Source organism: Lacticaseibacillus boliensis (assembly GCF_054784775.1).
The window spans coordinates 14,245-37,160 of record NZ_BAAIHN010000022.1 but is presented as its reverse complement, the minus strand read 5'-3'; the positions used below and the strand labels follow the sequence as shown (position 1 = coordinate 37,160).

Below are 22,916 nucleotides of genomic sequence, written 5' to 3'. Positions count from 1 at the left end.
AAAAACACCAGTCACGCCCGATCTGTAAGATCAAGCATCACTGGTGTTTAAACTTCGACAATCACTGGTTAATTACGGTGATCTCGATGCGGCGTCAGATCGACTTCAGCCAACGGGATCAGATGTGTCTTGTGTTTGACCTTATACCAGACCAACAATACGATGAATAACGGGATCGACATATACGAAACTAATAGTCGGCCCCAGGCAAAATGGGTCACACTGGAGATATCTTGACCTAAGATCATGACCAGGCTCATGACGATCGCCAACAGGGGTCCGATCGGGAACCACTTCGCATGGTACACTAATTCGTCCAGAGAGTGCCCCTGAGCGACGAAAGCACGCCTGAAGCGGTAATGGGATACAGCGATGCCAAGCCACGCGAGAAAGCCTGTGAGGCCGCTTGCGGCGACCAGCAGTTGGTAGACGCTTGGCCCCATGATGCTGGACAAAAACGTCAACGCCCCAACTGCGGTGGTTGCCAGCAATGCCGGTAGCGGCACGCCGCGGCGGTTCGTTTTGCCAAAGATCCGCGGGGCAAAACCAGAGTTGCCCATCGCCCACAGCATCCGCGTCGACGCGTACATCCCCGAGTTGGCGCTGGAGATCACCGACGTCAAGATCACGGCGTTCATGACACTCGCCGCACCTGCCAAGCCGATACGTTTGAATACCAGTGTGAACGGTGAGATGGCCACGTCTTGGGCGCTGGCGCCTAAAAGATTCGGGCTGGTGTACGGAATAATGGCCGCAATGACGGCGATAGCGAGGATATAAAACAGCAAGATCCGCCAAAACACCTGCTTAATCGCCTTGGGAATACTGGTTTCAGGCGTCTCGGACTCGCCGGCGGTAATCCCGATCAGCTCTGTCCCTTGAAACGAGAACCCAGCAACCACAAACACTGACAGCGTCGCCGGCCAGCCGCCGACAAACGGCGCGGCCTTGAAGGTGTAATTATGCAGCCCGATCGGCTTGCCTCCGAGGATCCCGACGATCGTCATGATCCCGACAGCCAAGAAAACGATGACGGTGATGACTTTGATCAGCGACAGCCAATACTCGGTTTCGCCAAACGATCGCACCGAGATGATGTTGATCAAGAAAATCAACGCCAAAAATCCGAGCGAAAAGATCCAACCCGGTACCGCCGGCAACCAAAAATGCATGACGATAGCGGTCGTGGCAACATCAACCGCCACCGTGATCGCCCAGTTGAACCAATAGTTCCACCCTAAGGCAAAGCCCACCGCTGGGTCGACAAAGCGACTCGCGTATTCTGAAAAGCTCCCGGAAACCGGGATATAAGTTGCCATTTCACCCAGACTGGTCATCAAGAAGAAGACCATGATCCCGATGCCGATATAAGCGAGGATCGCCCCACCAGGTCCGGCAGTCGCGATGGCACTGCCGCTGGCAACGAATAAGCCAGTCCCGATCGAACCACCAAGAGCGATCATCGACAGGTGCCGGGTCTTTAATGACCGACTCACCTGAGTATGTTCCTGTTTTGCCACTATTGCGCTTCCTTTCACTTCAGGTCCTACCGTGCCAGAAAGCACAAAAACGCGCATTGCTAAGGCCAATGCGCGCTGAAAGACACAGACTGATTAGCACCCCGCCGATTGGCGACAGTTCAAGTCGTATTCCAACTTGACCCAAGCCTTTTGTACTGTCGCTGCAAAAGACTTTCGGCACGATCCCCTTTTGAATGCGTTCCTCCTAGCGACAGCTAGTCCCGACACTCGACTGATGGCCCGTGCGACCTCTAATATCACGTTTTCGTGCCGTTATGGCACACTGCAAGCAGTATACCAAAAAGCCGCCGGCTTACGCCAGCGGCTCTCATTTGGTTCTCACTTATTTCTCAGCCATCCGGATATCCTCGACGATTTTGTTGCCTTCGAGGTCTTCCCGTTGGAAATCTTGATCTTCTACAGGCAGATGCAATCGCAAATCCGAGAAGGTTTGCAACGCGAGATCCGCCGATTCGACATCCATCTTCAACAGATGGCCGCCAAATTTGTGGTCGTCACTCAAGAAATGCAGGTGGAATCCTGGTGCGGAAACCCCGGCATACAGTTGTGGGGAATAATAACCCACAACTGTCCCAGTAACATCAGTGGTATCAAACATCGCCTGAGCTTCAGCAGTCTGGCGCAACGTTGGATATGGTGCGGTTTGGGCACAAACGACCCGCGTCTGCACATAACTGAAGTGGCCGTGCATCTTGACGCCAGCGAAGGTGTTCTTGGTCCGCAACGCGTTGACAATCGTTGGGCGGATGTCAGCGTCACTGACGTTCGTAATTTGTTGGGCGTCTTCAAAATGTGCGTAATGCACATTAGCAAACGGCACCTTTTCATCAGGATCAACGACCCGGATCTTACCACTGGAAGCCACTTGGTAGACGACGCCGTCGAGGATCACAAGCTCGCCGTCGAGTCCAGCTAAGGTGCCAATACCAGTATCACCATGACGCATTAACTCCCCAATAGTGAGTGTCCCTGCGAATAAACCTGGCACGAGATTGGCTAAAGTACCATGTTGGAATAACAATGAACTCATGATTGTCCCTCCTAAGAATTGAATGGCTTCATTATACGCCCAACCCAAGCAAAAGTGCAACAATTTTTAAAAACTGTTGCACTGTTGATGTATACAGGCTGTTTATAGTACATAAAAATCGGTTAAAACCCGCAAGATATCGGTATCTTGTTAAGAAAAACACATGCTCTCCGGCTGTATCTACCTGTTAGAACTGGTCTTCCAACATGGTCTGGCTGAGCTTCAAGTTGTCGGAATAATCGACTGGAATGTCGACGACAACGGGGCCCTCGGTGGCAAATGCTTCGTCCAAAACCTTGCCCAGATCTGTCGGCTTTTCGACACGCAAGCCTTTGGCGCCGAAGCTTTCCGCATATTTCACAAAATCGACAGGGCCAAAGTCGACACCGGCGGACTGACCGTATTTCATCTCTTCTTGGAATTTAACCATGTCGTAGTGGCCATCGTTCCAGATGATGTGCACGATGTTGGCGTGCAGGCGCACAGCTGTTTCAAGTTCTTGGCTTGAAAATAAGAAGCCACCATCACCAGAAACGGATACAGCCTTCTCCCCTGGACGGACCAAGGTCGCTGCGATCGCCCAAGGCAAGGCGACCCCAAGCGTCTGCATCCCGTTGGAAAAGAGCAGACGGCGAGGTTCGTATGACCGGAAATGACGCGCCATCCAAATATAGAAGCTACCGACATCGACCGCCACGGTCATGTGGTCATCAACGCGCTTTTGCAGCTCTGAAATGATCGACAGCGGATGGCTGTATTGTTGGGTTTCGATTGCCGGTGGAACATCGCGTTCGTGCAGCTTGGCTTGCAAGGCGTCGAGCTTTGGCTTGGTGCTTGGCGCGACCTGATAGCCACGGACTAATGGCGTCAAAATATCGAGGGTCTGGTGGATATCCCCAACCAGCTCGGTTTCTGGCTGGAAGTTATGGTCGATCTCAGCAGGTGCAGAATCGATCACCACGATCCGAGCTTTGCCATCTTCGTTCCAGTTACGCGGTTCGTATTCGACGGGATCGTAGCCGATCGTGATGACAAGATCAGCATCGTGCAACAGTTGGTCCCCTGGTTGGTTGCGGAATAAGCCCACCCGTCCGAAGAAATTATCTTCTTGAGCGTGGGAAATGATCCCGGCGCCTTGGAAGGTTTCAACGACTGGCAATTCTGTGACGGCCAGCAGGTCGCGAATGCTTTGGGTGATTTCAGGCGAGCTGGCCCGCATCCCCAACAACAACACTGGCAATTCAGCGTCTTTGATCTGGCGTGCCAAGTAGGTCATGTCTTCTGGGCTAGCCGGGCCGAGTTTTGGCGCCTTCATCGTCCGGATCGGTTCGGACGTGACTTCGGCATCAGTGACGTCTTGCGGCACGGACACGAAGCTGGCGCCTTGCTTGCCAGATTCAGCAGCCTGATAGGCATTGGCAATGATCTCAGAAACATTATCAGGATCTTGCACTTCAGCAGAGAACTTGGTGATTGGCGCAAAAAGGTCCGCGTTGCGCATGCTTTGGTGTGCTGAACGCAACAAGTCTGCACGCTTCACCTGGCCAGAGATTGCCAGCACCGGGTCGCCTTCTGCATTAGCAGTGACCAGCCCGGTCGCCAGGTTCGACGCGCCTGGGCCAGAAGTCGTCAAGACCACACCGGGCTTGCCGGTGATGCGACCGATACCGGCTGCCATGAACGCTGCGTTTTGTTCGTGGCGGACGACGACCAGTTGTGGGGTCTTGGGATTGGTGGGATGTTCTAGTGTCTCAAAAACCCGATCGATCTTGGCACCCGGGATCCCGAAGACGTAATCGACCCCGTGATTGACCAAGCTATCAACAACCAAATCTGCGCCGTAACGCTTCTCTTCTGTCATGAAATTTCCTCCGTTTTCACTCATCTGTAACTAAGATACGCTCCAATCTGTTTCATTTCAATAGTGAATCTTTATTATCAATCCCGTATTATTGCGTTTTTCAGGCAATAACACGAATATTGTTCTGTGTTACACAAGGGCCTTTCCGCGGATTTTTACCCCGGTCAGTTGCCGGGCCTACACGCTGAACGCCGTCAAACCAACGCCAACAAAAAAGCGGACGACCATCTCGGTCATCCGCATCGCATTACGCGTTAAGGTTAAGTTTGATTTTCCCGATACCTTGTGTAGCATCGGTCACATGAAATTCGAATTGATATTTTTCGAAAATGTGTTGCAGTTTCGCATAATTCTCTTTATCAAAGGAACTGATATTGCCATCGATCAACGTGATCCCGGTTTTGCGAGCCAGGTTAACGAAGGCCTTGAGGGCTAACTGGGCTAAGCCCATGTTCTGAAAATCATAAAAGGCAAGGCGGCTTTCGCTACCCAAGGTTTCGAGCACCGTGATATGCATCTTGTTCGCCCAATGATCGACATCAAACAGCAACTGTGACTGATATTCTGCCTTGGAATGCCCATATTTATCAACGTTTTCAAACGGGGTGTAAACAGAAACCGTGAAGCTCTTCTGTTGTTGGTCAGGTTTGAAATCGGTATAAACAATGTATTGGGTCGCCTTAGACTCAGCGTTGGGTTGCGGCTGATTCATGCTAGAAAGAATCGTGAATTGCGGATCTTTTTCGATCGCAGCCATGCGTTTGGCATACACCTGATCATACTCTGTTTGGGAACTCATGTTGAAACCTCCACCTTTGATGTTAGTTTCATTATAGCATTATCTATCACACGCCACGACAGTTCTTTTCAAAATGAAATGAAAAAATAATTTTGCGCTCAGCAAACGATAAAAAAGTGACTTTTCATGAATGTCGCAACCGCCGATAGTACACTTCCTGACGCGGACCGTTGCCGCTCAGGCCCGCCGGCAAAGCAATTGTGAATCGATATTCAAAGCCCTGGCGCCGCAACAGCTGCAACGACCGCTGATTGTCCGGAAACGCCGCAGCCCAGATCGCGGTCATCCCATTTTCAAATAAAAAGTCACAGAATAATGTCAATGCCTCTGTCATAAATCCCTGTCCCCAAAACGGCCGGGCCAATGCGTAACCGATTTCTCTTGTCCAGGCGTCTGGACTATCAGGATCCCCTGTACGCGGATATGCTCCGATATTGCCGATCACGTGGCCTTGGTATTCAATTGCAAAATCACTGGCACTCATGATGAACTGCTGCAGGATCTGCTTGGTCTTCGCCTGGCTTGCCGCTGGCCGCATGCCGGCGGATTCTGTGACCCGCGGATCACTGGCATAAGCGAGGTAGTCAGAAGCGTCGTTTAACGTAAAGTCGCGGATCACGATCCGCTTGCCGATCAGGTGCATCGCCTTCACCTCCCAGACCATCGTAGCATACGGCGTGCCTGGCGTCGCGGCAAAGTTCAGCTTGACAATCGGCGAGAATTCGGTATGATTAATAAGTTAGTTTAAATCTTATAAGCGAGGTGAAGAACATGCGTGATAACATTTTACTTGCATGTGCTGAAACCGGCGAACGGATCTACCTGACTTCTAAAAACAAGCGTAACACGCCAGACCGTCTTTCTTTGAAGAAGTATTCTCCAAAGTTGCGCAAGCGCGTTACCTTTACCGAAGTTAAGAAGTAATTCATTCGTCGTCTACGGCCGTGACGACCAACCGCCCTACCAGTTTACTGGTAAGGCGGTTTTTTTGCTTCTAGGCGCTCTCATGCGCTTCTATGGCGGTACCCAAAAAGCCTCAGTCCAAGTAATTTTGGACTGAGGCTTTTGTGACTATTCGGTAACGCCGTTTTTGAAGATAGCGATCCCGTGAACGTCATACTTTTCGTTGTTGGTCTTGGTTTCGCCAGAAGCGACCTTGATCAAGTAATCAGCGAATTGGTCTGCCAGGTTGTCGATATCATGATCGACTAACTGACCGGCATCGAAATCGATCCAACGAGGCTTCTTGTTGGCGATGTATGAGTTTGAGGCCACCTTGACCGTTGGCACGTATGTGGCAAACGGAGTGCCGCGACCAGTCGTGAACAAGACCATCTGGCAGTCTGCAGAAGCTTCTGCAGAGCTGGAGACCAAGTCATTACCTGGGGATTGCAACAAGTTGAGACCCTTCTTTTGGATCTTGTCGCCGTATTGCAAGACGTCGCGCACCAGACTGGTACCTGACTTTTGGGTGCAACCCAGAGACTTGTCTTCAAGCGTGGTGATCCCGCCTTCTTTGTTACCAGGAGATGGGTTTTCGTAAATTGGCTGATGGAAGGACTCGAAGTAGCCCTTGAAGTTGTTGATCAAATCAACAATCTTGTGGAAGGTCGGTTCGTCTTGCGCACGGGACATCAGAATCGTCTCGGCACCAAACATTTCTGGCACTTCAGACAACACTGCGGTGCCGCCTTGTGCGGTTACCCAGTCAGCCACACGACCCAACAAAGGATTGGCGGTAACACCGGATAAACCATCAGAACCGCCACACTTCAAGCCGATCTTGAGTTCAGACAGCGGTTGTGGTGTCCGAACATCGTTGGCAGCGGCATCGTTGAGGTCTTCCAACAACTCTGTCGCGGTACCAATATCATCGTCGACTTCCTGAGCGATCATGAACTTCATGCGATCATGGTCGATCGGGCCGCCGAGTTTTTCGATTTCCTCGACCATGCCGTCCATCTGGTTGTTTTCACAGCCAAGGCCGTAGACCAAGACCCCACCGGCGTTAGGCTGCAAAGCCGCGTCGCAGAGGATCTTACGGGTCGTTTCGAAGTCATCACCGAGTTGAGAGCAGCCATAAGGGTGCTTCAAGACCAAGATGTTGTCGAAATTGCCATTGTCCGGATGCAAAGCCTTGAACTGCTGAACCACAATGTCCAGCAGTGGGTTGATACAGCCGACAGTCGGGATGATATACAAGTCATTACGGATACCAACCTTACCATTGGCGCGCTTGTAACCCATGAAGGTCCGCTCGTCTTTGGCCACCTTGCGGGTGATATCGTTTGGCTTGTAAGTGTATTCGAGTTCACCAGACAGGTTCGTCTTGATGTTGTGGGTGTGCACCCAAGCACCTTTGGCGATAGGCTGGGTGGCATGACCAATTGGGAAGCCATATTTGATGACATCCTCGTCTTGGGCAATGTCTTGCAAGGCAAACTTATGACCGCGATGGATATCTTCCAGCAAGGTCACTTGCCCTTTTTCAGTCGACAGGGTCGTCCCCTTGTCGATGTCTTGCAAGGCCACGCCGACTTTATCGGCATGGTTCAAAATGATAAAAGCGTTCATATTACGCCTCCGCGTTGATAGCTTGGACCGCTGCGCGTGCCCCATCCTTATCGAAGGTATCCAGATCTTTGAGAACAGCTTCCTTCAAACCGGCAACCTTGGTCAGGTCTTCACCCCAAAGGGTCGAGTCTGCCAAAGCGGCACCAACATAGTCGGATTCACCGACAAGCTTCTTGAATTCAGCCATGATCTCAGGGGTATCACTAGGCTCAAAGTCAGCTTTACCAGCATAGATCTTCAGGTAAGCAGCCAAAGCCAAGGTGATGCGTTCTGGTAACTTGCCTTCCTTCGCGACATAGCGCTTGAAGGTTGGGAGCAAACGTGCGCGGAACTTAGAAATCGAGTTCAGAGCAATGCTTGATAATTCATGCTTAACGAATGGGTTTTCGAACCGTTCCTTAACACCTTCAGCATAATCTTTGAGTTCTTGTTCTGGCAAGGCAACCGTTGGGATGATTTCTTGATACATTTCATCGTTAACGAACTTGTAGAAGTCTTTGTCCGCCATCACTTCGCCGACGGTTTCGATGCCAGCCAAACGAGCGATCGGGCTCATCGTGGTGTGAGGGCCGTTAAGCAGGGAAACTTTACGGTTACGGTATGGCTGCATGTCGTCGGTGACAACCAAGTTCAAGCCGGCTTGCTTAGCTGGGAACAAGTCAGAAAGCTTCTTGTTACCTTCAACAACGAAGATGAAGAAAGGTTCAGCCTTAACCATGTTGTTGTCATGGTAGCCCCATTCTTGTTCGAGTTCAGCGGCACGGTCGCGTGGATAACCAGGCACGATACGGTCAACCAAGGTGGCATAAAAGTCGTTGTCGGATTCGATCCAGGCTTCGAAGTCTGCACCAAGGTTCCAGAGCTTAGCATACTTGAGAACGTATTCCTTCAACGTGTTGCCGTTGTGGTTGATCAGTTCGCAAGGGATGATCTGGAAGCCAGGCAGGCCCAACTTGAAGCGTTCGCACAACAAGGCGGTCAGCTTTGCTGGGTAGGTGCCGTTTGGCAGATTTTCAAGCTTGTCGTTTTCGTCAAAAGCGATCCCGGCTTCGGTCGTGTTAGAGAAGATGAATTGAGCCGTTGGGATCTTTGCAAGATCCAAGTAGCTTTGCCAGTCTTCATAAGGACGTACGGTTTGGTTGATGTCTTCGATGATTTCAGCATCTTGGACCTTCTTGCCGTCGAGCTTACCTTCCAACAGGCTGGTGTACAAACGGTCTTGCTTTTCGAGTTCTTTGGTCCGGCCGTTTTCGATTGGCTGCACGATGGCAACGCCGCCCTTGAACAAGTCTTTCTTGTTCATCTGTTGGATCTGCCAGTCAACAAAGGCACGTAAGAAGTTACCTTCGCCAAACTGGATAACCTTGGTCGGGTATTTAGGAAGCTTGCGGAACGAATCATTCAAAGTTGGTAATGACATATTTTCCTCCATTAAATAAGTAAATGTAATTATGAGAACCAATGGGCGTCCACTTCACGCATCGATGACGCGCGAGGTGACGCCCTTGGTTAGCTCAAGACTTGTGCTTTAGTTGAATAATTCTGCTGGGGTCTTGTCATTGAAGAAGCCGAAGAAGTTATAAGCATTGTTATAGCTGATGTCTTCAACAATCTTGCCAAGATAGTCTTCATCATCAGGGACACGGCCTTGTTCAGCCAAGTCGCCGAAGAAGGAGCAAAGGACACGACGGAAGTATTCATGACGTGGGTATGACAGGAACGAACGAGAATCGGTCAGCATACCGACGAAGTTAGGCAACAAGCTCTGTTGGGCAAATGTCCGCAGTTGGTTTGTCATCCCTTCGGCAGTATCGTTGAACCACCAGCCAGCACCTAATTGGATCCGTTGAACCCCACCGGCGATGAAGCAAGGCATCATCGTTGCGAGTTCCATCCAGTCATTCGGGTTCAATGAGTAGAAGATGGTCTTAGGGATCTTGTTTTCGTCTTGCAACTTGGTGTAGAGCTTTTGGATCTGAAGCACGATGTCAGGTTGAGTACCCATCGCATCATACCCAGTATCTTGGCCGAGCTTCTTGAACATTGGCCGGTTGATATCACGCACAGAGTTGATATGGAACTGCATGGTCCAGTCGAACTCGTAGTTCAAGCGCATCAATTCTTCCAACAAAGCAGTCAAGAACAAGTCGTTTTCATGTTCAGTAACGTGCTCGTCACGTGCAGCCTTAGCCAAAACGGCGTTGACTTCGTCTTCGGTACCTTCGACGAAGTGGTAGCTCAGCAGACTGTGGTCTGACAGGCGACCGCCCATTTCGTTAAAGAATTCGAAGCGTTGGTGCAAAGCCTTGATCAAGCTACGGAAGTCAGTAACCTTCACCCCGGATTGCTTGGAAAGTTCTTCCAAGTAAGCGCCAGTGTTTGGCCGGTTAAGTTGGATCAGGTTGTCAGGACGCATAGCAGGTAAGGTCCGGAAGCCGTTTTCCTTCTCTTCAGCCTTCAACAACTTGTGGTAATGCAAGTCGCTGGCTGGATCATCGGTCGTGCAGACAGCTTGAACATGAGAGTTCTTGATCAAGTTGCGAGGCTTGAAGGCGTCTGTTTGCAACTCAGCGTTGGCTTTCTTCCAGATGGCTGGCGCCGTCTTACGGTTGAAGGTTTCGTTGATGCCGAAGAAACGACGAAGTTCAAGATGCGTCCATTCGTACAACGGGTTACCAGCAGCCTTTTCGATGGTGCCTGCCCATGCCAAGAACTTCTGGTATTCATCGCCGTCGCCGGTGATCAATTCTTCTGGCACGCCGTTAGCACGTTCCAAGCGCCACTTGTAATGGTCACCGTAAGTACCTTCGTTCAACCAGATCCGGGTGATGTTAGGATAGTTCTTGTTCTCGTAGATTTCTTCCGGGTTCAAATGGCAGTGGAAGTCAATGATCGGCATTTTCTTTGCGTGATCATTGAACAACTTCTTGGCCATATCATTGCTCAACAGAAAATCATCATCAAGTAAAGCCATTGTAAAGTGCCTCCTTAGCACAGGTGCAATCAAGAGATGCAACCATTGACAGACACAAGATTGTGTGCACTGTTAACGTTAACATCGGTTGATGCGTCAACATTATCACATTTATCACGCTTGCTCAATAGTCAAACGGCAAAATCTTGCAAGCGCTGTTTCAAATAACCAAGTTCACTGGTTTCAACAAGTCGACTTGTGTAAATCCTACTTGTCGTCTTGATCGCCAATCGTACCGTGTTCCCACTTGCCATGATCAAGATCGGTGGCAACTTTCTTGAACTTGTTGTCATCAAGCTTGTATAACAGTGCGATAACGATCGCAGCGATGATCATGCAAGCACCAGGATAAAGCGTCATCGCACCTTTGATCCCTAACAAGGTGCTACCACTTTGATGACCGTTAGCAACATAACCAGTGATGGCTAAGATACCAGCGGAAACAATCGCAGCCAGAGACTGAGCTAACTTACGAGAGAAGTTGAACGCCGCATAGGTGATCGCTTCTTTACGCATGCCAGTGTGCCATTCCCCATAATCGATAACGTCGGAAACAAAGGCCCAGGTAATCCCATTAGGAATGCAAAGTGCCGCATAACCGATGGTAACGAAGATGATAAAGGTTGCAGGACTGGTTGGTAAGATGAAGTTTAACAGGTTGGCAACCCCGGAAACGATCAGGGAAACAACCGTGACCCGCTTCTTGCCAAACCACTTGGTTAAGAACGGGATGGAGAAGATCGCGATGATCGAAACACCCATCATGATACTGTTAACCAGTGGCTGATAGTTGATGTTCCCCAAGTTGTATTGGGCGAAGTAAACCATCATGGTGTTGTTGGTGTTCATCGCAGAAATCGTGAAGATCGTCATCAAAATGATGGTGAACAGAGGACCGTTGGTGAAGACAACTTTGAAGTAATCTTTGAAGCCGTTCTTTTCCTTTGTTGCTGCACGATGAACCGGAACATTTTCCTTAGTCCCTAAGAAGCAGACAACGAACATCAAGACACCGACAACAGCGAAGATTGCTGCGGCCCAGAAGTAGCCGTGCTTTTCGTTGGTCGAGCCCATGCCGCCACCGAGGAGTTCCATCAAAGGAATGAAGGCAACGCCGGCGATGAATTGCGCGCCGACAGAACCGATCTGACGGCTGGTTGCCATGAAACTTCTATCTTGCGGATTACGCGACATGACAGAAGCAAGTGACCCATAAGGATCGTTAGTGAAGGAATAAACCAAGCCCCAAATCATGTACATCGCGTAAGCGAAGACGATCTTGCCTGTCATCGAGAAGCTCGATGGCATCGTGAAGGTCAGGACCGTCATGATCCCTAAGATCACAGCGGAGAACATCATGACCGGGCGGAACTTGCCGGCAGGCCCGATGTTCTTACGGTTATCAATGATCGACCCAGCAATTGGATCCATGAACGCATCAAAAATCTTGGTGAAGGCGAAAATCCCAGCGACGACGCCGGCACCGATACCAGCCGCGTCAGTCCAGAACTTTGTCAGGTAAGCTTGCCCCAGATCAAACATAAAGCCATTCCCGAAATCACCGAAGCCATAAGCGATCTTCTGGCTAACGGGAATTTGTTTGCTGTAGTTAGAATCAACCATCTTCTGAGGGAAAGATGGTTCGCGATGGTGCTGCTCGTTATCAGCCATTGTGACACTCCCTTTTGTATGTACGATTTATAAAACAAAACGATGGTACTAAATAATTGCATAACGCTAAAACCTAACCTGCTAATTTGGCGGATACGCCTTTGAACATTGACGTATTCTTACATTTCATCTCCCATCCCTCACTGATCACAACTCAGGTTGTAAGTTGCTATCCAGATGTTAGCGTTAACATATCCAACAAGGTTACATTAGCACAAAACACAGGTTGGTTCAAGAGTGAATGCGGATTTTTTCACATAAAATGTTAACGGTACCTTCGCTTATATATTCGCTTATCTGGCGATTTTGGTTTCATTTATGCGTTTTAGTTCACAACCCGAATTTCAAACTTGAATTTAAAGATGTTGACGATACCATTCTGTCTACACACCCCGAAAACGGTAACAGCACGTTCGCTGTACTCGAGTCTCTTATTGATAAGCAATAAAGTTTAATCGTTCTTCGATATGGCCTCTAGTACAATGTCAGCATTAGCCGATGACGATCAGCATCACGAAACCATGAACATTTTTTCTCAAACTGATGGTTCCGGTTACAGTCGTCACCATCACGATCCACGACCACGAACTTGTCGATCCTCAAACCTAGTAGCGCAAAACTGCCGCTTGGGCGGCTTCCTCGCCTATTTCAGGGATGAAAAAAGCTTGCGCCAAGACTAACTGTCTCGTCGCAAGCTAACCTGTTTATGCCAATGCACGAACTGAATCTCTGATCACCAAACTTGGTTCGATCTTTTGATGAACCTCACCGGCTGGGGTTTCACCTTCCACAAGCTTCAAGAGATCGTCTAAGCCCTGTTTGGTCATTTCAACGATCGGCTTTTTGACGGTCGTCAACGCCGGCACACTCATCTGTGCATAGTAACTGTCATCAAACCCGATCACCGAAATATCTTCTGGAACCGACACGCCTGCGGCATAGCAGGCATGCAAGGCCCCGATCGCGGTGTCGTCGTTGGCGCAAAACACCAATGTCGGCCATTGAGACCGTGGCAGCGCCAAGATTTTTGCCATCGCGGTTTGGCCGCTAGCCGAAGAATAATCACCGGCTTGGATCGCCTCCGGCACAATCGTCAGCTTATTCGCAGCGGCGCCTTCGTCGAATCCCTGTCGCCGGTTGACGGCGCTGGCAAATCCCGGCATCCCCTCGATCATCCCCACGCGGTGATGCCCCATCGACGCCACATAATCCATCGCCTGTTTGACCCCGGTGAAGCCATCACCAGAAATGTTCCAGATATCTGGATCATTCAGCGGCCGGTTGATCACGACCATCGGTAGCGCCAAGTCCTTGATTTTATAAATAAATTCATTGTCAAGATCCGACTGGCTCACCACCAAAACGCCATCCATCCGGTTGCGTACTAAGCCTTCGACATCGGAAACCTTACGGATATCGTTGACTGACAGCAAGAAGTTGCTAGGCAACATTTCGTAAGCGGCACTGATAATGGTCGACAAGAAACTTTGAGAGGTCCCGTCTTTCAAGCTCGAAAAGAATATGCCAATGACAAACTTGCGGTTGGTAACTAACCCCCGCGCATTGTAATTCGGCACATAGCCGATCTCTTTGGCGATGCGCAGGATCTGCTGTCGAGTCTCGTCTTTGATTACAGCTTTGTCATTAAAAGCCCGTGATACGGTTGTCATCGACACGCCTGCCAGTTTCGCCACATCTCTAATCGTTACCATCTTGGCACCCTCTACCTCAAAATTTAATTCATTCATTATAATACACTTTGTAGTTATCTTACCGCAAAAAGTTGCAAATGCTAAGGATTCCAAAAAAAAGACGCGCATCGTGCGCATCTTCTCGCAGAAACTAACAAAATCTGAGTTATGCCGAAGCCGTGGCGGATTCGATGAATGCCTCCAAGCCGGAAGACCGGTTCACTTTTGCCAACGCTTTAGCAATCATATAGGTGGCATCGGCCTGCTTGTCGCCAAGTGCTTGAAGCGCCCGCGCCCGCAGTGTATACAGTTCGTCGAGCAAAAACAGGGAATCATGGTCGACAGCCACGTCGATTCCGGCGGTGACATGTTTCAACACCTGCTGATACTCACCTAACTCGTAATAGATCCGGGCGGTGTGCCAATAGATCGTCAGCTCGATATCCAAGTACTTGGCTTCTTTGAGCGGCATATCCTTCAGCAAATTTAAGGCTTGATCGATATACACGCGTGCCCGCTCTTGGGCACCTTTTTCAGCATACGCCAACCCTAATCCCAACGTTGCCATGATCGCCAGCAAGTCACGATCACGATTGGTCAGCGGGTTCAACACCCGACCAAAATAATAGATTGCCTCGTCAGGCGCTTGTTGGGCGAATAGCTCAATCATCCCATGAAAGTAATAGTAGCGCTTCTTGTCGTCTTCGGTGCGGAGTTTTTCGGGGTTAAGCGTGTTGAGGATCGTGGCCGCCATTGCGTAATCGTTATGGCGAACATGTTTCTCCACTTCCCCTAGAATTTGTTGCGTCTTGTCGCGGTGTTCGACCACCACATCGTTCATCGACACCCCGAGACGCTCAACCAAGCGTACCAAAATATTCATGCTTGGCACCTTGTTGCGCTTTTCAATCAAGCTGATCGTCGCTTGGGTGCAGATGCCTTTGGCGAGTTCTGCCTGAGACATGCCTCTCAGCTTACGGTAATGGCGGACGCGTTCCCCCAGGATGCGCAACGCCGGTTGTTCCTTTTGCATCGTGTTCACTCCCATATTGTCTCTTTTCACAATCAGCATCGCGAATTTGAAATATCATTTCGCTAAGATTATTATACAAAAAAACATTGTGTTTGGCTAGCACCATTGTCATGTCACACCAAATTGCATAAATATAGTCTTTTTTATTATTTTGTTTTGTGAAAGTTCTCTAATTAACATGAAAATGTCGTGAGCACGCTAGTGGGATGTCTTGCTGTTTTGTCATTTAATCCCCAATATATCAGTTAAAGTATAGACTTTGTTGTTATATCGTTGCAAAATCGTGGCAATAAAAAAGTGGTTACGTCCACCTTTTTGGTGAACCCAACCACTTTGGCTCAATACATATCGATGATCTTTTGCAAATAATCCACCACGGTTTGGGGCATGTCGGCCCGCATGATGCATGCCTCTAGCAAGCGACTGCGGTTATACCAACGATTCCAAAACGCCTCTGACTCCACAGGCCGCAATTCTTGGAGCGCCTTTTGCCACTGCGTGAAGCACATCACCAACGATTGCGCGTAAAACTGATGTTTGCTGGCGAGATTGGTTAAATACAAGGCAATGCGCTGATCTTCACCAAAAACTAGCGCCACATTCATCTGTTGCCAGCCGTTCAGCACCGCAATCAGCAAGAAAACTTTTTCTGCGCGCTTCAGCGTGTTGATCTGTGACAACTCATCCAACAAGTTACCGATGTGGGTATAGGCATGGGCCCAGCCTTTGCCGTCAACATAGCCACGGCCGTCTTGTTCCAAGGCGATATAGGTCGCCAACGGTACGACCAGATCAGCGTAATCTTTGGCCGTCAGCACATGGTAATGGCTTCGATCCACATACACGATGGTGCTAAGGATCATCACCGCAAAGCTTCGCAGGAACACGGCATCGTTGGTTGGCTCCAGAATATGGGCATACAATACATCTGGCGCCTGGAGTCGCTTGAACAACCAGCTCAGCTGTTGATTGGTCAAAACGCTCGCCTGCAACAGATCGCTCAAACAGAAAAAGACCCCTTTGTCACGCACCAGCGGATTGAGACTCGCCAGATGATCGACCAAGAAACTGAGCTCGTCATCGGTGACTGTTGGCGCGTCTGCCTGCTTGACCCGCGTCACGATCAGCTTGATCTGCTCGAGCGCAGCCGCATCGTCACTTGGCACGATCACAGGCTTTGCCGGCGCCACCGGCCGGTTGATCATCAAACTCGCAAAGGCCTGTGGCAACGACGCAAATCGCTTACCGGAAACTAACCCTGCGTGTAGCGTTTGAATGGCTTGATAGATCTTGGTGAATTCGTCCATACTGTCCTCCATTAAAGCAAAATCGGGCGCTCGATTTTTTCGGTGGGATGCGCGAGCACCCAACCAAAATCATCCGCAGTGATTCGCCGGTCAACACGCATGCCGGTCTGCGCCATCACCGTGAATTGATAATGATGTGCGATTGCCTGCTGCATGTATTGCGTGATCAGCTCTTGGCTCATCCGGCCGTTGAGGTAGATCCGATACTGCGGGTACTTGGATAACACCGTATCGAGCATCGCAAAGATCCGTGGATCGTGAAGTTGACGCACAGTCACTGCCATGGCGACACGTTCACGAAAATTACCTAAAAAGGCCCGCTTCTCATCGGGTTTAATCGTCGGAATCCCCAAGGCCTTCGCCTTGATGAATTGGTTCAAATCATCGCTCATGTCGCATCCCTCCATTGGGCAATTATACCACGGCGACCCACTTTCCCATCACCTGTGCCGCCTGCAATGCTGCCAACCCGCTTGGAATCTCGGCAAACGGTAAGGTCTTAGTAACCAACGGATCCACCTGCCGAGACGCGACCAGCGCCAACAACTCCTGGGTCATTTCCCCGAGCGCCTGCACCTGCCGAGAATCGTGGCAACGGTGGGCGCCGCCGAGGTTGATCTTAGCCACCGTTAACGCCAACTCAGCGGGTACCATCTCGGGCGTGTCAAGGACGCACAGCAGTTGACCATTGAAGGCCAGACGAGGCAGATCGGCTTCTGGATGGCCGATCGTGTTCAACACGATATCGACCCCCAAACCGCCGGTGAGCGCGTCAACCACCGCCGTGACGTCTTCTTGGTGGTAATCGATGATACGTTCCGGACCTAGTTTTGCCACAAAATCCCGCTTGGCGGCCGAGACGGTAGTCACCACCTTGAGGCCGGCCAGCTTTGCCAGCTGGATCGCCATGCTTCCAACACCACCGGCACCGGCATGGATCAAGATGGTCCTGGCAGCCGCCAGATTCGCCTTGCGATGCAGGCTCTGATAAGCGGTCAGACCGGCACACAGGCTAGCAGCCGCGGTGGCAAAATCCACGCCTAACGGGATCAGCGCCAAGGCGTCAGCCTTGCCCACCACCAGCTCGGCAAAACATCCTGGCTGCGCCAGGTCGCCGTGTCCGCAAACATGATCGCCTGCGGCAAACGCCGAAACGTTGGCGCCAACTGCCACCACGACCCCGGCGACGTCTAAGCCCAAAACATGCGGATACTGCCAGGCGGCATTGCTGCGGGCGACGACTTTGGCATCGACAGGGTTTAACCCCACCGCTTTGACCTCGATCAATACCTCATCGGCACCGGGAGCCGGGGTCGGCACGTCTTGCCACTGCAAGGCAGCGAGGGTTTTTGCATTTTGGTTTGGAACAACGAGTGCTTGCAATAAAATTGCCTCCCAACTGATGGCATTAGCCTAATGGAAATCAGCCCAAATGTCAAAGCAGGCCACAAGAAAAGGGATGAGCGCTTGCCCATCCCTTTTAGCAATAGCTTAGCCGATGCCGCCATCCATTTCCATCCCGATCAAGCGGTTGAGTTCGACCGCATATTCCATCGGTAATTCCTTGGTGAACGGTTCAACAAAGCCCATGATGATCATTTCGGTGGCTTTAGCTTCAGACACCCCGCGACTCATCAGGTAATACAATTGCTCTTCAGAAACCTTAGAAACCTTGGCTTCGTGTTCCATCGATGCCGTCGCGTTGTGGATCTCGTTATACGGGATCGTGTCCGACTTCGATTTTTCATCCATCAAGATCGTGTCACACTCCACATGGCAAAAGGCGTTGGTCGCCTTCTTGGTGAAGCGCACGGTGCCGCGGTAATCCACCCGGCCGCCGTTGCGCGCGATCGACTTGGAGATGATGTTGGAGCTTGTGTTGGGCGCGTTATGAATCATTCGCGCGCCGTTATCCTGGTCGACCCCTTCGCCGGCAACCGCCACAGACAGCATCGTGCCGCGGGCGCCTTCGCCGTCGAGGTAGACGGACGGATATTTCATCGTCGTCTTGGAACCGAGGTTACCATCGACCCATTCCATCGTCGCGTTCTTCATCGCCTGGGCACGCTTGGTTTCCAGACTGAAGACGTTCTTCGACCAGTTTTGGATGGTCGTATAGCGGCAATAGGCATCGTCTTTGACGAACACTTCGACCACAGCGGCATGCAGAGAATCGCTAGAGTAACTCGGGGCAGTACAGCCTTCAACATAGTTGATATGGGCGCCTGGTTCGATAATGATCAGCGTCCGTTCGAACTGGCCAGAATTTTCTGCGTTGATCCGGAAGTATGCCTGGATCGGGACGTCTGTTTGCACGCCTTTAGGCACGTAAATGAACGAACCACCAGACCAAACCGCGGAGTTCAGCGCGGCAAACTTGTTGTCGCTGGGATGCACCAGGGTGCCGAAATATTGCTTGACGAGCTCTGGATAGTCTTTGATTGCTGAGTCCATGTCTTCAAAAATGATCCCCAGCTTCTCGAATTCGTCTTGCATATTGTGATACACCACTTCGGATTCGTACTGCGCAGAAGCCCCGGCAAGATACTTGCGTTCAGCCTGCGGCACCCCGAGACGATCAAAGGTCTTCTTGATGTCGTCTGGCACGTCATCCCAGTCTTTGTAACTTTTGTCGGTCGCCTTGATGTAATAGCGCATCCGATCCAGATCCAGCTCTGACAGGTCAGGGCCGAAGTCTGGGTCTTTCATCTTCTGGTAAGTCTTGTAAGACTTCAGGCGAAAATCAAGCATCCACTTGGGTTCTTTCTTCTCGGCAGAGATTGCCCGCACGACTTCTTCTGTCAGCCCATGGCCGGCATCGAAGACGGGATGTTCTTCATCATGAAAGTCGCCAGGATTTTCTGTCGGCAAAAAGTCGACCGCATCGGCGACGCTTTCGTTGTTTTTAGTGTTTTTTGTCTCAGGCATTCGCATCACCTTCCGTTAATACTTGACTCGCGGCTTTCCAGGCCAGCATCGCACACTTCACCCGCGCTGGGAATTGGTGGACGCCCTTTAAGATCGCGGCATCGCCTAGAATGTCTTCCTTCGGGTTTTCCCCATCGATCACCAGATCAGAGAACGTGGCGACCATGTCTTGGATCTCGTCAGGCGTGTGGCCGATGATCTGTTCGGTCATCAGCGACCCACTCGCCTGCGAAATCGTGCAACCGGAGCCTGAGAACACAGCGTCTTGCACCTTGTTGTCAGCCAGCTTCAGTTGCAACGTCAACACATCCCCGCAAGACGGGTTGCGCAACGTGATCTCACGATCGGGATGCTCGAGCTTGCCGTGGTGTCTTGGATGATAGGCCTCATCCAAGATCACCTGCCGATACATCTGATCGAGTTTAGTCAGTGCCATGGAAATACCCCCCAGCCTGACGAACGGCTTGGACGAGCTTATCCACATCAGCTTGGGTGTTGTAGATACCGAAGCTTGCCCGGGCCGTCGCCGGAATTCCTAATCGCGCCATCAGCGGTTGTGCACAATGATGGCCTGCACGCACGGCAATGTTTTGCTCATCAAGGAAGGTGGCCAGATCGTGTGGATGAACGCCTTTCAGGTTGAACGACACCGTCGCCAACGACTCATCACTCCCATACAAAATGATGCCTGGGATCTCACTCAACGCGCTACGGGTCGCACGAACCAATTGATTTTCGTCGTGCATGACCTGGGTCATGTCTTGTTGGCTCATGAAGTCTAACGCGGCGCCGAGGCCAAAGACCCCGCCCATGTTAGGCGTGCCGGCTTCAAACTTTAACGGCACTTCCGCCCATGTGCTTTGTTGATCTTGGACTTCATCGATCATCTCGCCGCCAAACTGGATCGGCTGCATGGATTCGAAGAACTCATAGCGTCCGTACAGTGCACCAGAGCCGGTCGGGCCGTAGACTTTGTGGCCAGAAAAGGCGAAAAAGTCTGCGTCGATCGCCTGCACATCGACTGGCATGTGCGGCACTGATTGCGCGCCATCGACAACGATATAGCCGCCGTTTTGATGGACCAGATCGGCCAGCTTGCGCACATTGACATGCCCACCGGAGACGTTGGTAACTTGGGCGACCGCGAGGATCTTGGTCTTCTTGGAGATCAGCTTGGCCAGCTGGGCTTCGTCGGTGTCCCCATCATCTTTGACTGGTGCGACCACAAACTTGGCCCCGGTCGCCTTGGCGAGTTGTTGCCAAGGAATGAAGTTAGAATGATGTTCTGCACCAGATACCAGAATTTCATCGCCTGCTTTGACCACCGTCGGGCCGAAACTTGAGGCGACCAGGTTCAACCCGTCTGACGTCGAGCGCGTGAAGGTGATTTCTTCAGGGCGCTTGGCATTGAGATACTTGGCCACTTGTGCACGGACGCCTTCAAAGGCCTCTGTCGTGTTATAAGCCAACTTATACAGGCCGCGATGCACGTTGGCGTTGTCGTTGACATAATAGTTTGTAATGGCATCAAGAACGCTTTGCGGCTTTTGACTCGTTGCCGCAGAGTCGAGATAGTCTAAATCAGGGTTCGCTTTAAAAAAAGGAAATTGTTCACGCATCTGCATTCACCAGCGTTTCATCGATAGTTGCGAAGAGTTCATCCCGTAAGTCAGGATCTTCAATTTCGGACAATCCGGCTTCCAAGAAGCCGCGGATCACAAGCCGCTTGGCAACGTGTTCCGGCACGCCGCGGCTCATGAGGTAATACATTTGATTGGCATCGACCCGCGACACAGATGCCGCGTGGCCAGCAGTCACGTCGTTTTCATCGATCAACAAGATTGGGTTAGCGTCACCGCGTGCAGCTTCTGAAAGCATCAACACCCGGTTTTCCTGCTGAGAATCGCTACCACGAGCGCCTTGGACGATATGCCCCACCCCGTTGAAGACCAGGTGAGCCTTGTCGACAATCACGCCACGCTGATTGATGTGGCCAACTGTCTTTTCGGCATAGTTGGTAATCGCCGTTGCGTAGCCGATATGTTGCTTGCCAGAGGCTAAGACCCCAACGTTGACAGTGGCCTCGGAGCCGTTGCCGTTCAGGTTGGTGGTCAAGATCGACGCCCCCGAGTTGTGGGTGAAGCCTGCAACTGTCCAGTTGAGCTTCGCGTCTTTGGCGAGATTTGCCGTCCGTTGCAACAACACGACATCGGCGCTAAACGCGTCATAAGACAACCAGTCGACTTGGGCGCCTTCTTCGGCGTCTAGTTGCACCGCGATGCCGACGTTGGCCCCGGCGCTGACCCAGCGCTCTTGCAATGCCACATGGGCGTTGGCGCCGACGGTGATTTTCAACAACCCGCCGCCGAGCTTAGACCCATCGATCCGGATCGGCGTCGTGTCGTTGTAATCGGCCGGAATCTCGACGGTCGTGACCGCCTGAGGATCTGCTTGCAACCAGTCATCGAGGTCGGTGTCATGATCGAGTGCCACCGTTTCAGGATGGGCGACCTTGATCGCCTCAGGCGCGACAACCGTGGCCGGAGCCACCGCTGTGTTGTCTTTGGCAACGCGCATGTAGCGAGCCAACGGGATCTTAGGCGCGTTAGGTAAGGTAGGAAATTTGGTTTCAGGCATTGGCATCACCCGCTTTGAGATGTTCGTAGCCGGTCTTCTCCAATTCTTTAGCTAAGTCGGCCCCACCAGTTTCAATGATCTCGCCGTCTTTCATGACGTGGACGTAATCTGGGACGATGTAATCCAGCAAACGCTGGTAGTGAGTGATCATCAAGGTCCCAAAATCTGGGTTGCGCATTTTGTTCACGCCGTTGGCAACGATACGCAAGGCATCGATATCAAGCCCTGAGTCGATTTCATCGAGGATGCCGAACTTCGGCTTGATCATCATCATCTGCAAGATCTCGTTGCGCTTTTTTTCACCACCGGAGAAACCTTGATTTAAGTAGCGATCTGCCATGTCTTCTGGCATCTTGAGGAAGTCCATGGTTGAATCGAGTTCCTTCAAGAACTTCATCACTGGAATCTGGTCGTCATCTGGACGCCGGGCGTTGATCGCGGCGCGGATGAATTCGGCGTTGGTGACCCCGGCGATTTCTGCAGGATACTGCATTCCTAAGAACAAGCCGGCTTGTGCGCGTTCGTCCACCGCCTTGTCGAGAATACTTTCGCCGTCGATAGTGATGTCACCTTCAACGACTTCATACCGCGGGTTACCCATGATCGTTTCTGCAAGGGTAGACTTCCCGTTCCCGTTAGGACCCATCAAGGCGTGGATCTCACCGGTTTTGACGGTGAGGTTAACCCCTCGAAGGATTTCTGGATGTTCTGGTTCTGCTTTAACTTTGACGTGAAGATCGGTGATCTGTAATGTGGTCACGGACGTCGCCCCCTATATTTGATTAGTGTCATTGTAAAATATTAGATTGTGTACCGCAAATCGGGTTTCAACCCAAATTGTCATTAAATTTGTGGAAAAACGCACGGCTA

At 51.1% G+C, this 22,916-nt stretch carries 20 protein-coding genes and 1 riboswitch; of the genes, 1 reads left to right on the top strand and 19 read right to left on the bottom strand.

Going from position 1 to position 22,916, the window contains the following annotated elements; genetic code table 11:
• Window positions 1-68 precede the first annotated feature (68 nt).
• The 5 genes from ACYVRB_RS09710 to ACYVRB_RS09690 all read right to left on the bottom strand — a co-directional run bounded on the left by ACYVRB_RS09710 (window position 69) and on the right by ACYVRB_RS09690 (window position 5,874).
• Window positions 69-1,463, bottom strand: a complete 1,395-nt coding sequence (locus ACYVRB_RS09710; RefSeq protein ID WP_461215113.1) for an amino acid permease — start codon at window positions 1,461-1,463, stop codon at window positions 69-71.
• Window positions 1,464-1,606: 143 nt separating this feature from the next.
• Window positions 1,607-1,782, bottom strand: a riboswitch (Lysine riboswitch).
• Between the two features lie 81 nt (window positions 1,783-1,863).
• Window positions 1,864-2,571, bottom strand: a complete 708-nt coding sequence (budA, locus tag ACYVRB_RS09705; protein WP_461215102.1) for an acetolactate decarboxylase — start codon at window positions 2,569-2,571, stop codon at window positions 1,864-1,866.
• 187 nt (window positions 2,572-2,758) lie between these two features.
• Entirely contained in the window at window positions 2,759-4,432 is a 1,674-nt protein-coding gene (gene alsS / locus ACYVRB_RS09700; protein ID WP_461215101.1) for an acetolactate synthase AlsS, read from the bottom strand.
• Between the two features lie 247 nt (window positions 4,433-4,679).
• Window positions 4,680-5,231, bottom strand: a complete 552-nt coding sequence (locus ACYVRB_RS09695) for a hypothetical protein (protein WP_461215100.1) — start codon at window positions 5,229-5,231, stop codon at window positions 4,680-4,682.
• A gap of 124 nt (window positions 5,232-5,355) precedes the next feature.
• The gene (locus tag ACYVRB_RS09690; protein ID WP_461215099.1) at window positions 5,356-5,874 is read right to left on the bottom strand and encodes a GNAT family N-acetyltransferase; all 519 of its coding nucleotides are present in this window, start codon (window positions 5,872-5,874) and stop codon (window positions 5,356-5,358) included.
• A gap of 128 nt (window positions 5,875-6,002) precedes the next feature.
• Between ACYVRB_RS09690 and rpmG the strand changes: the two genes are divergently transcribed.
• A complete protein-coding gene (gene rpmG, locus ACYVRB_RS09685; protein ID WP_054718962.1) occupies window positions 6,003-6,155 on the top strand; it encodes a 50S ribosomal protein L33 in 153 nt (50 codons plus the stop codon).
• A gap of 147 nt (window positions 6,156-6,302) precedes the next feature.
• Here the strand turns inward: rpmG and ACYVRB_RS09680 are convergent, their stop codons facing one another.
• From ACYVRB_RS09680 to sufC, 14 genes are all read right to left on the bottom strand, one after another.
• Window positions 6,303-7,805, bottom strand: coding sequence for a UxaA family hydrolase (locus tag ACYVRB_RS09680; RefSeq protein WP_461215098.1), 1,503 nt, complete (start codon window positions 7,803-7,805; stop codon window positions 6,303-6,305).
• Window position 7,806: 1 nt separating this feature from the next.
• Window positions 7,807-9,225 carry a tagaturonate reductase gene (locus ACYVRB_RS09675; protein WP_461215097.1) on the bottom strand — a complete coding sequence of 473 codons (1,419 nt, stop codon included), beginning with the start codon at window positions 9,223-9,225 and terminating at the stop codon, window positions 7,807-7,809.
• A gap of 108 nt (window positions 9,226-9,333) precedes the next feature.
• Window positions 9,334-10,779 carry a glucuronate isomerase gene (uxaC, locus tag ACYVRB_RS09670; protein WP_461215096.1) on the bottom strand — a complete coding sequence of 482 codons (1,446 nt, stop codon included), beginning with the start codon at window positions 10,777-10,779 and terminating at the stop codon, window positions 9,334-9,336.
• A 207-nt stretch (window positions 10,780-10,986) separates the two neighbouring features.
• On the bottom strand, window positions 10,987-12,450 hold the full coding sequence (locus ACYVRB_RS09665) for a glycoside-pentoside-hexuronide (GPH):cation symporter (protein ID WP_461215095.1): 1,464 nt from the start codon (window positions 12,448-12,450) through the stop codon (window positions 10,987-10,989).
• Between the two features lie 704 nt (window positions 12,451-13,154).
• Window positions 13,155-14,162, bottom strand: a complete 1,008-nt coding sequence (locus tag ACYVRB_RS09660; RefSeq protein ID WP_461215094.1) for a LacI family DNA-binding transcriptional regulator — start codon at window positions 14,160-14,162, stop codon at window positions 13,155-13,157.
• Between the two features lie 145 nt (window positions 14,163-14,307).
• Window positions 14,308-15,174 (bottom strand): helix-turn-helix domain-containing protein, encoded by an 867-nt coding sequence (locus ACYVRB_RS09655; RefSeq protein ID WP_461215093.1) that lies wholly within the window; start codon window positions 15,172-15,174, stop codon window positions 14,308-14,310.
• A gap of 338 nt (window positions 15,175-15,512) precedes the next feature.
• A complete protein-coding gene (locus tag ACYVRB_RS09650) occupies window positions 15,513-16,481 on the bottom strand; it encodes a DUF2785 domain-containing protein (RefSeq protein WP_461215092.1) in 969 nt (322 codons plus the stop codon).
• An 11-nt stretch (window positions 16,482-16,492) separates the two neighbouring features.
• Window positions 16,493-16,873 carry a DUF1694 domain-containing protein gene (locus ACYVRB_RS09645; RefSeq protein ID WP_461215091.1) on the bottom strand — a complete coding sequence of 127 codons (381 nt, stop codon included), beginning with the start codon at window positions 16,871-16,873 and terminating at the stop codon, window positions 16,493-16,495.
• Between the two features lie 22 nt (window positions 16,874-16,895).
• Window positions 16,896-17,864: an alcohol dehydrogenase catalytic domain-containing protein gene (locus ACYVRB_RS09640; protein WP_461215090.1), complete on the bottom strand. Its 969-nt coding sequence runs from the start codon at window positions 17,862-17,864 to the stop codon at window positions 16,896-16,898.
• Between the two features lie 108 nt (window positions 17,865-17,972).
• Complete coding sequence (gene sufB, locus ACYVRB_RS09635; protein WP_461215089.1) at window positions 17,973-19,409, bottom strand: Fe-S cluster assembly protein SufB; 1,437 nt, start codon at window positions 19,407-19,409, stop codon at window positions 17,973-17,975.
• Entirely contained in the window at window positions 19,402-19,845 is a 444-nt protein-coding gene (gene sufU / locus ACYVRB_RS09630) for a Fe-S cluster assembly sulfur transfer protein SufU (RefSeq protein ID WP_461215088.1), read from the bottom strand. Before sufU ends, sufB begins: the two co-directional genes overlap by 8 nt.
• The gene (locus ACYVRB_RS09625; RefSeq protein ID WP_461215087.1) at window positions 19,832-21,028 is read right to left on the bottom strand and encodes an aminotransferase class V-fold PLP-dependent enzyme; all 1,197 of its coding nucleotides are present in this window, start codon (window positions 21,026-21,028) and stop codon (window positions 19,832-19,834) included. Before ACYVRB_RS09625 ends, sufU begins: the two co-directional genes overlap by 14 nt.
• Entirely contained in the window at window positions 21,021-22,046 is a 1,026-nt protein-coding gene (locus tag ACYVRB_RS09620) for a SufD family Fe-S cluster assembly protein (RefSeq protein WP_461215086.1), read from the bottom strand. The genes ACYVRB_RS09625 and ACYVRB_RS09620 overlap by 8 nt, the downstream gene beginning before the upstream one ends.
• Window positions 22,039-22,806 (bottom strand): Fe-S cluster assembly ATPase SufC, encoded by a 768-nt coding sequence (gene sufC / locus ACYVRB_RS09615; RefSeq protein WP_461215085.1) that lies wholly within the window; start codon window positions 22,804-22,806, stop codon window positions 22,039-22,041. Before sufC ends, ACYVRB_RS09620 begins: the two co-directional genes overlap by 8 nt.
• Window positions 22,807-22,916 lie beyond the last annotated feature (110 nt).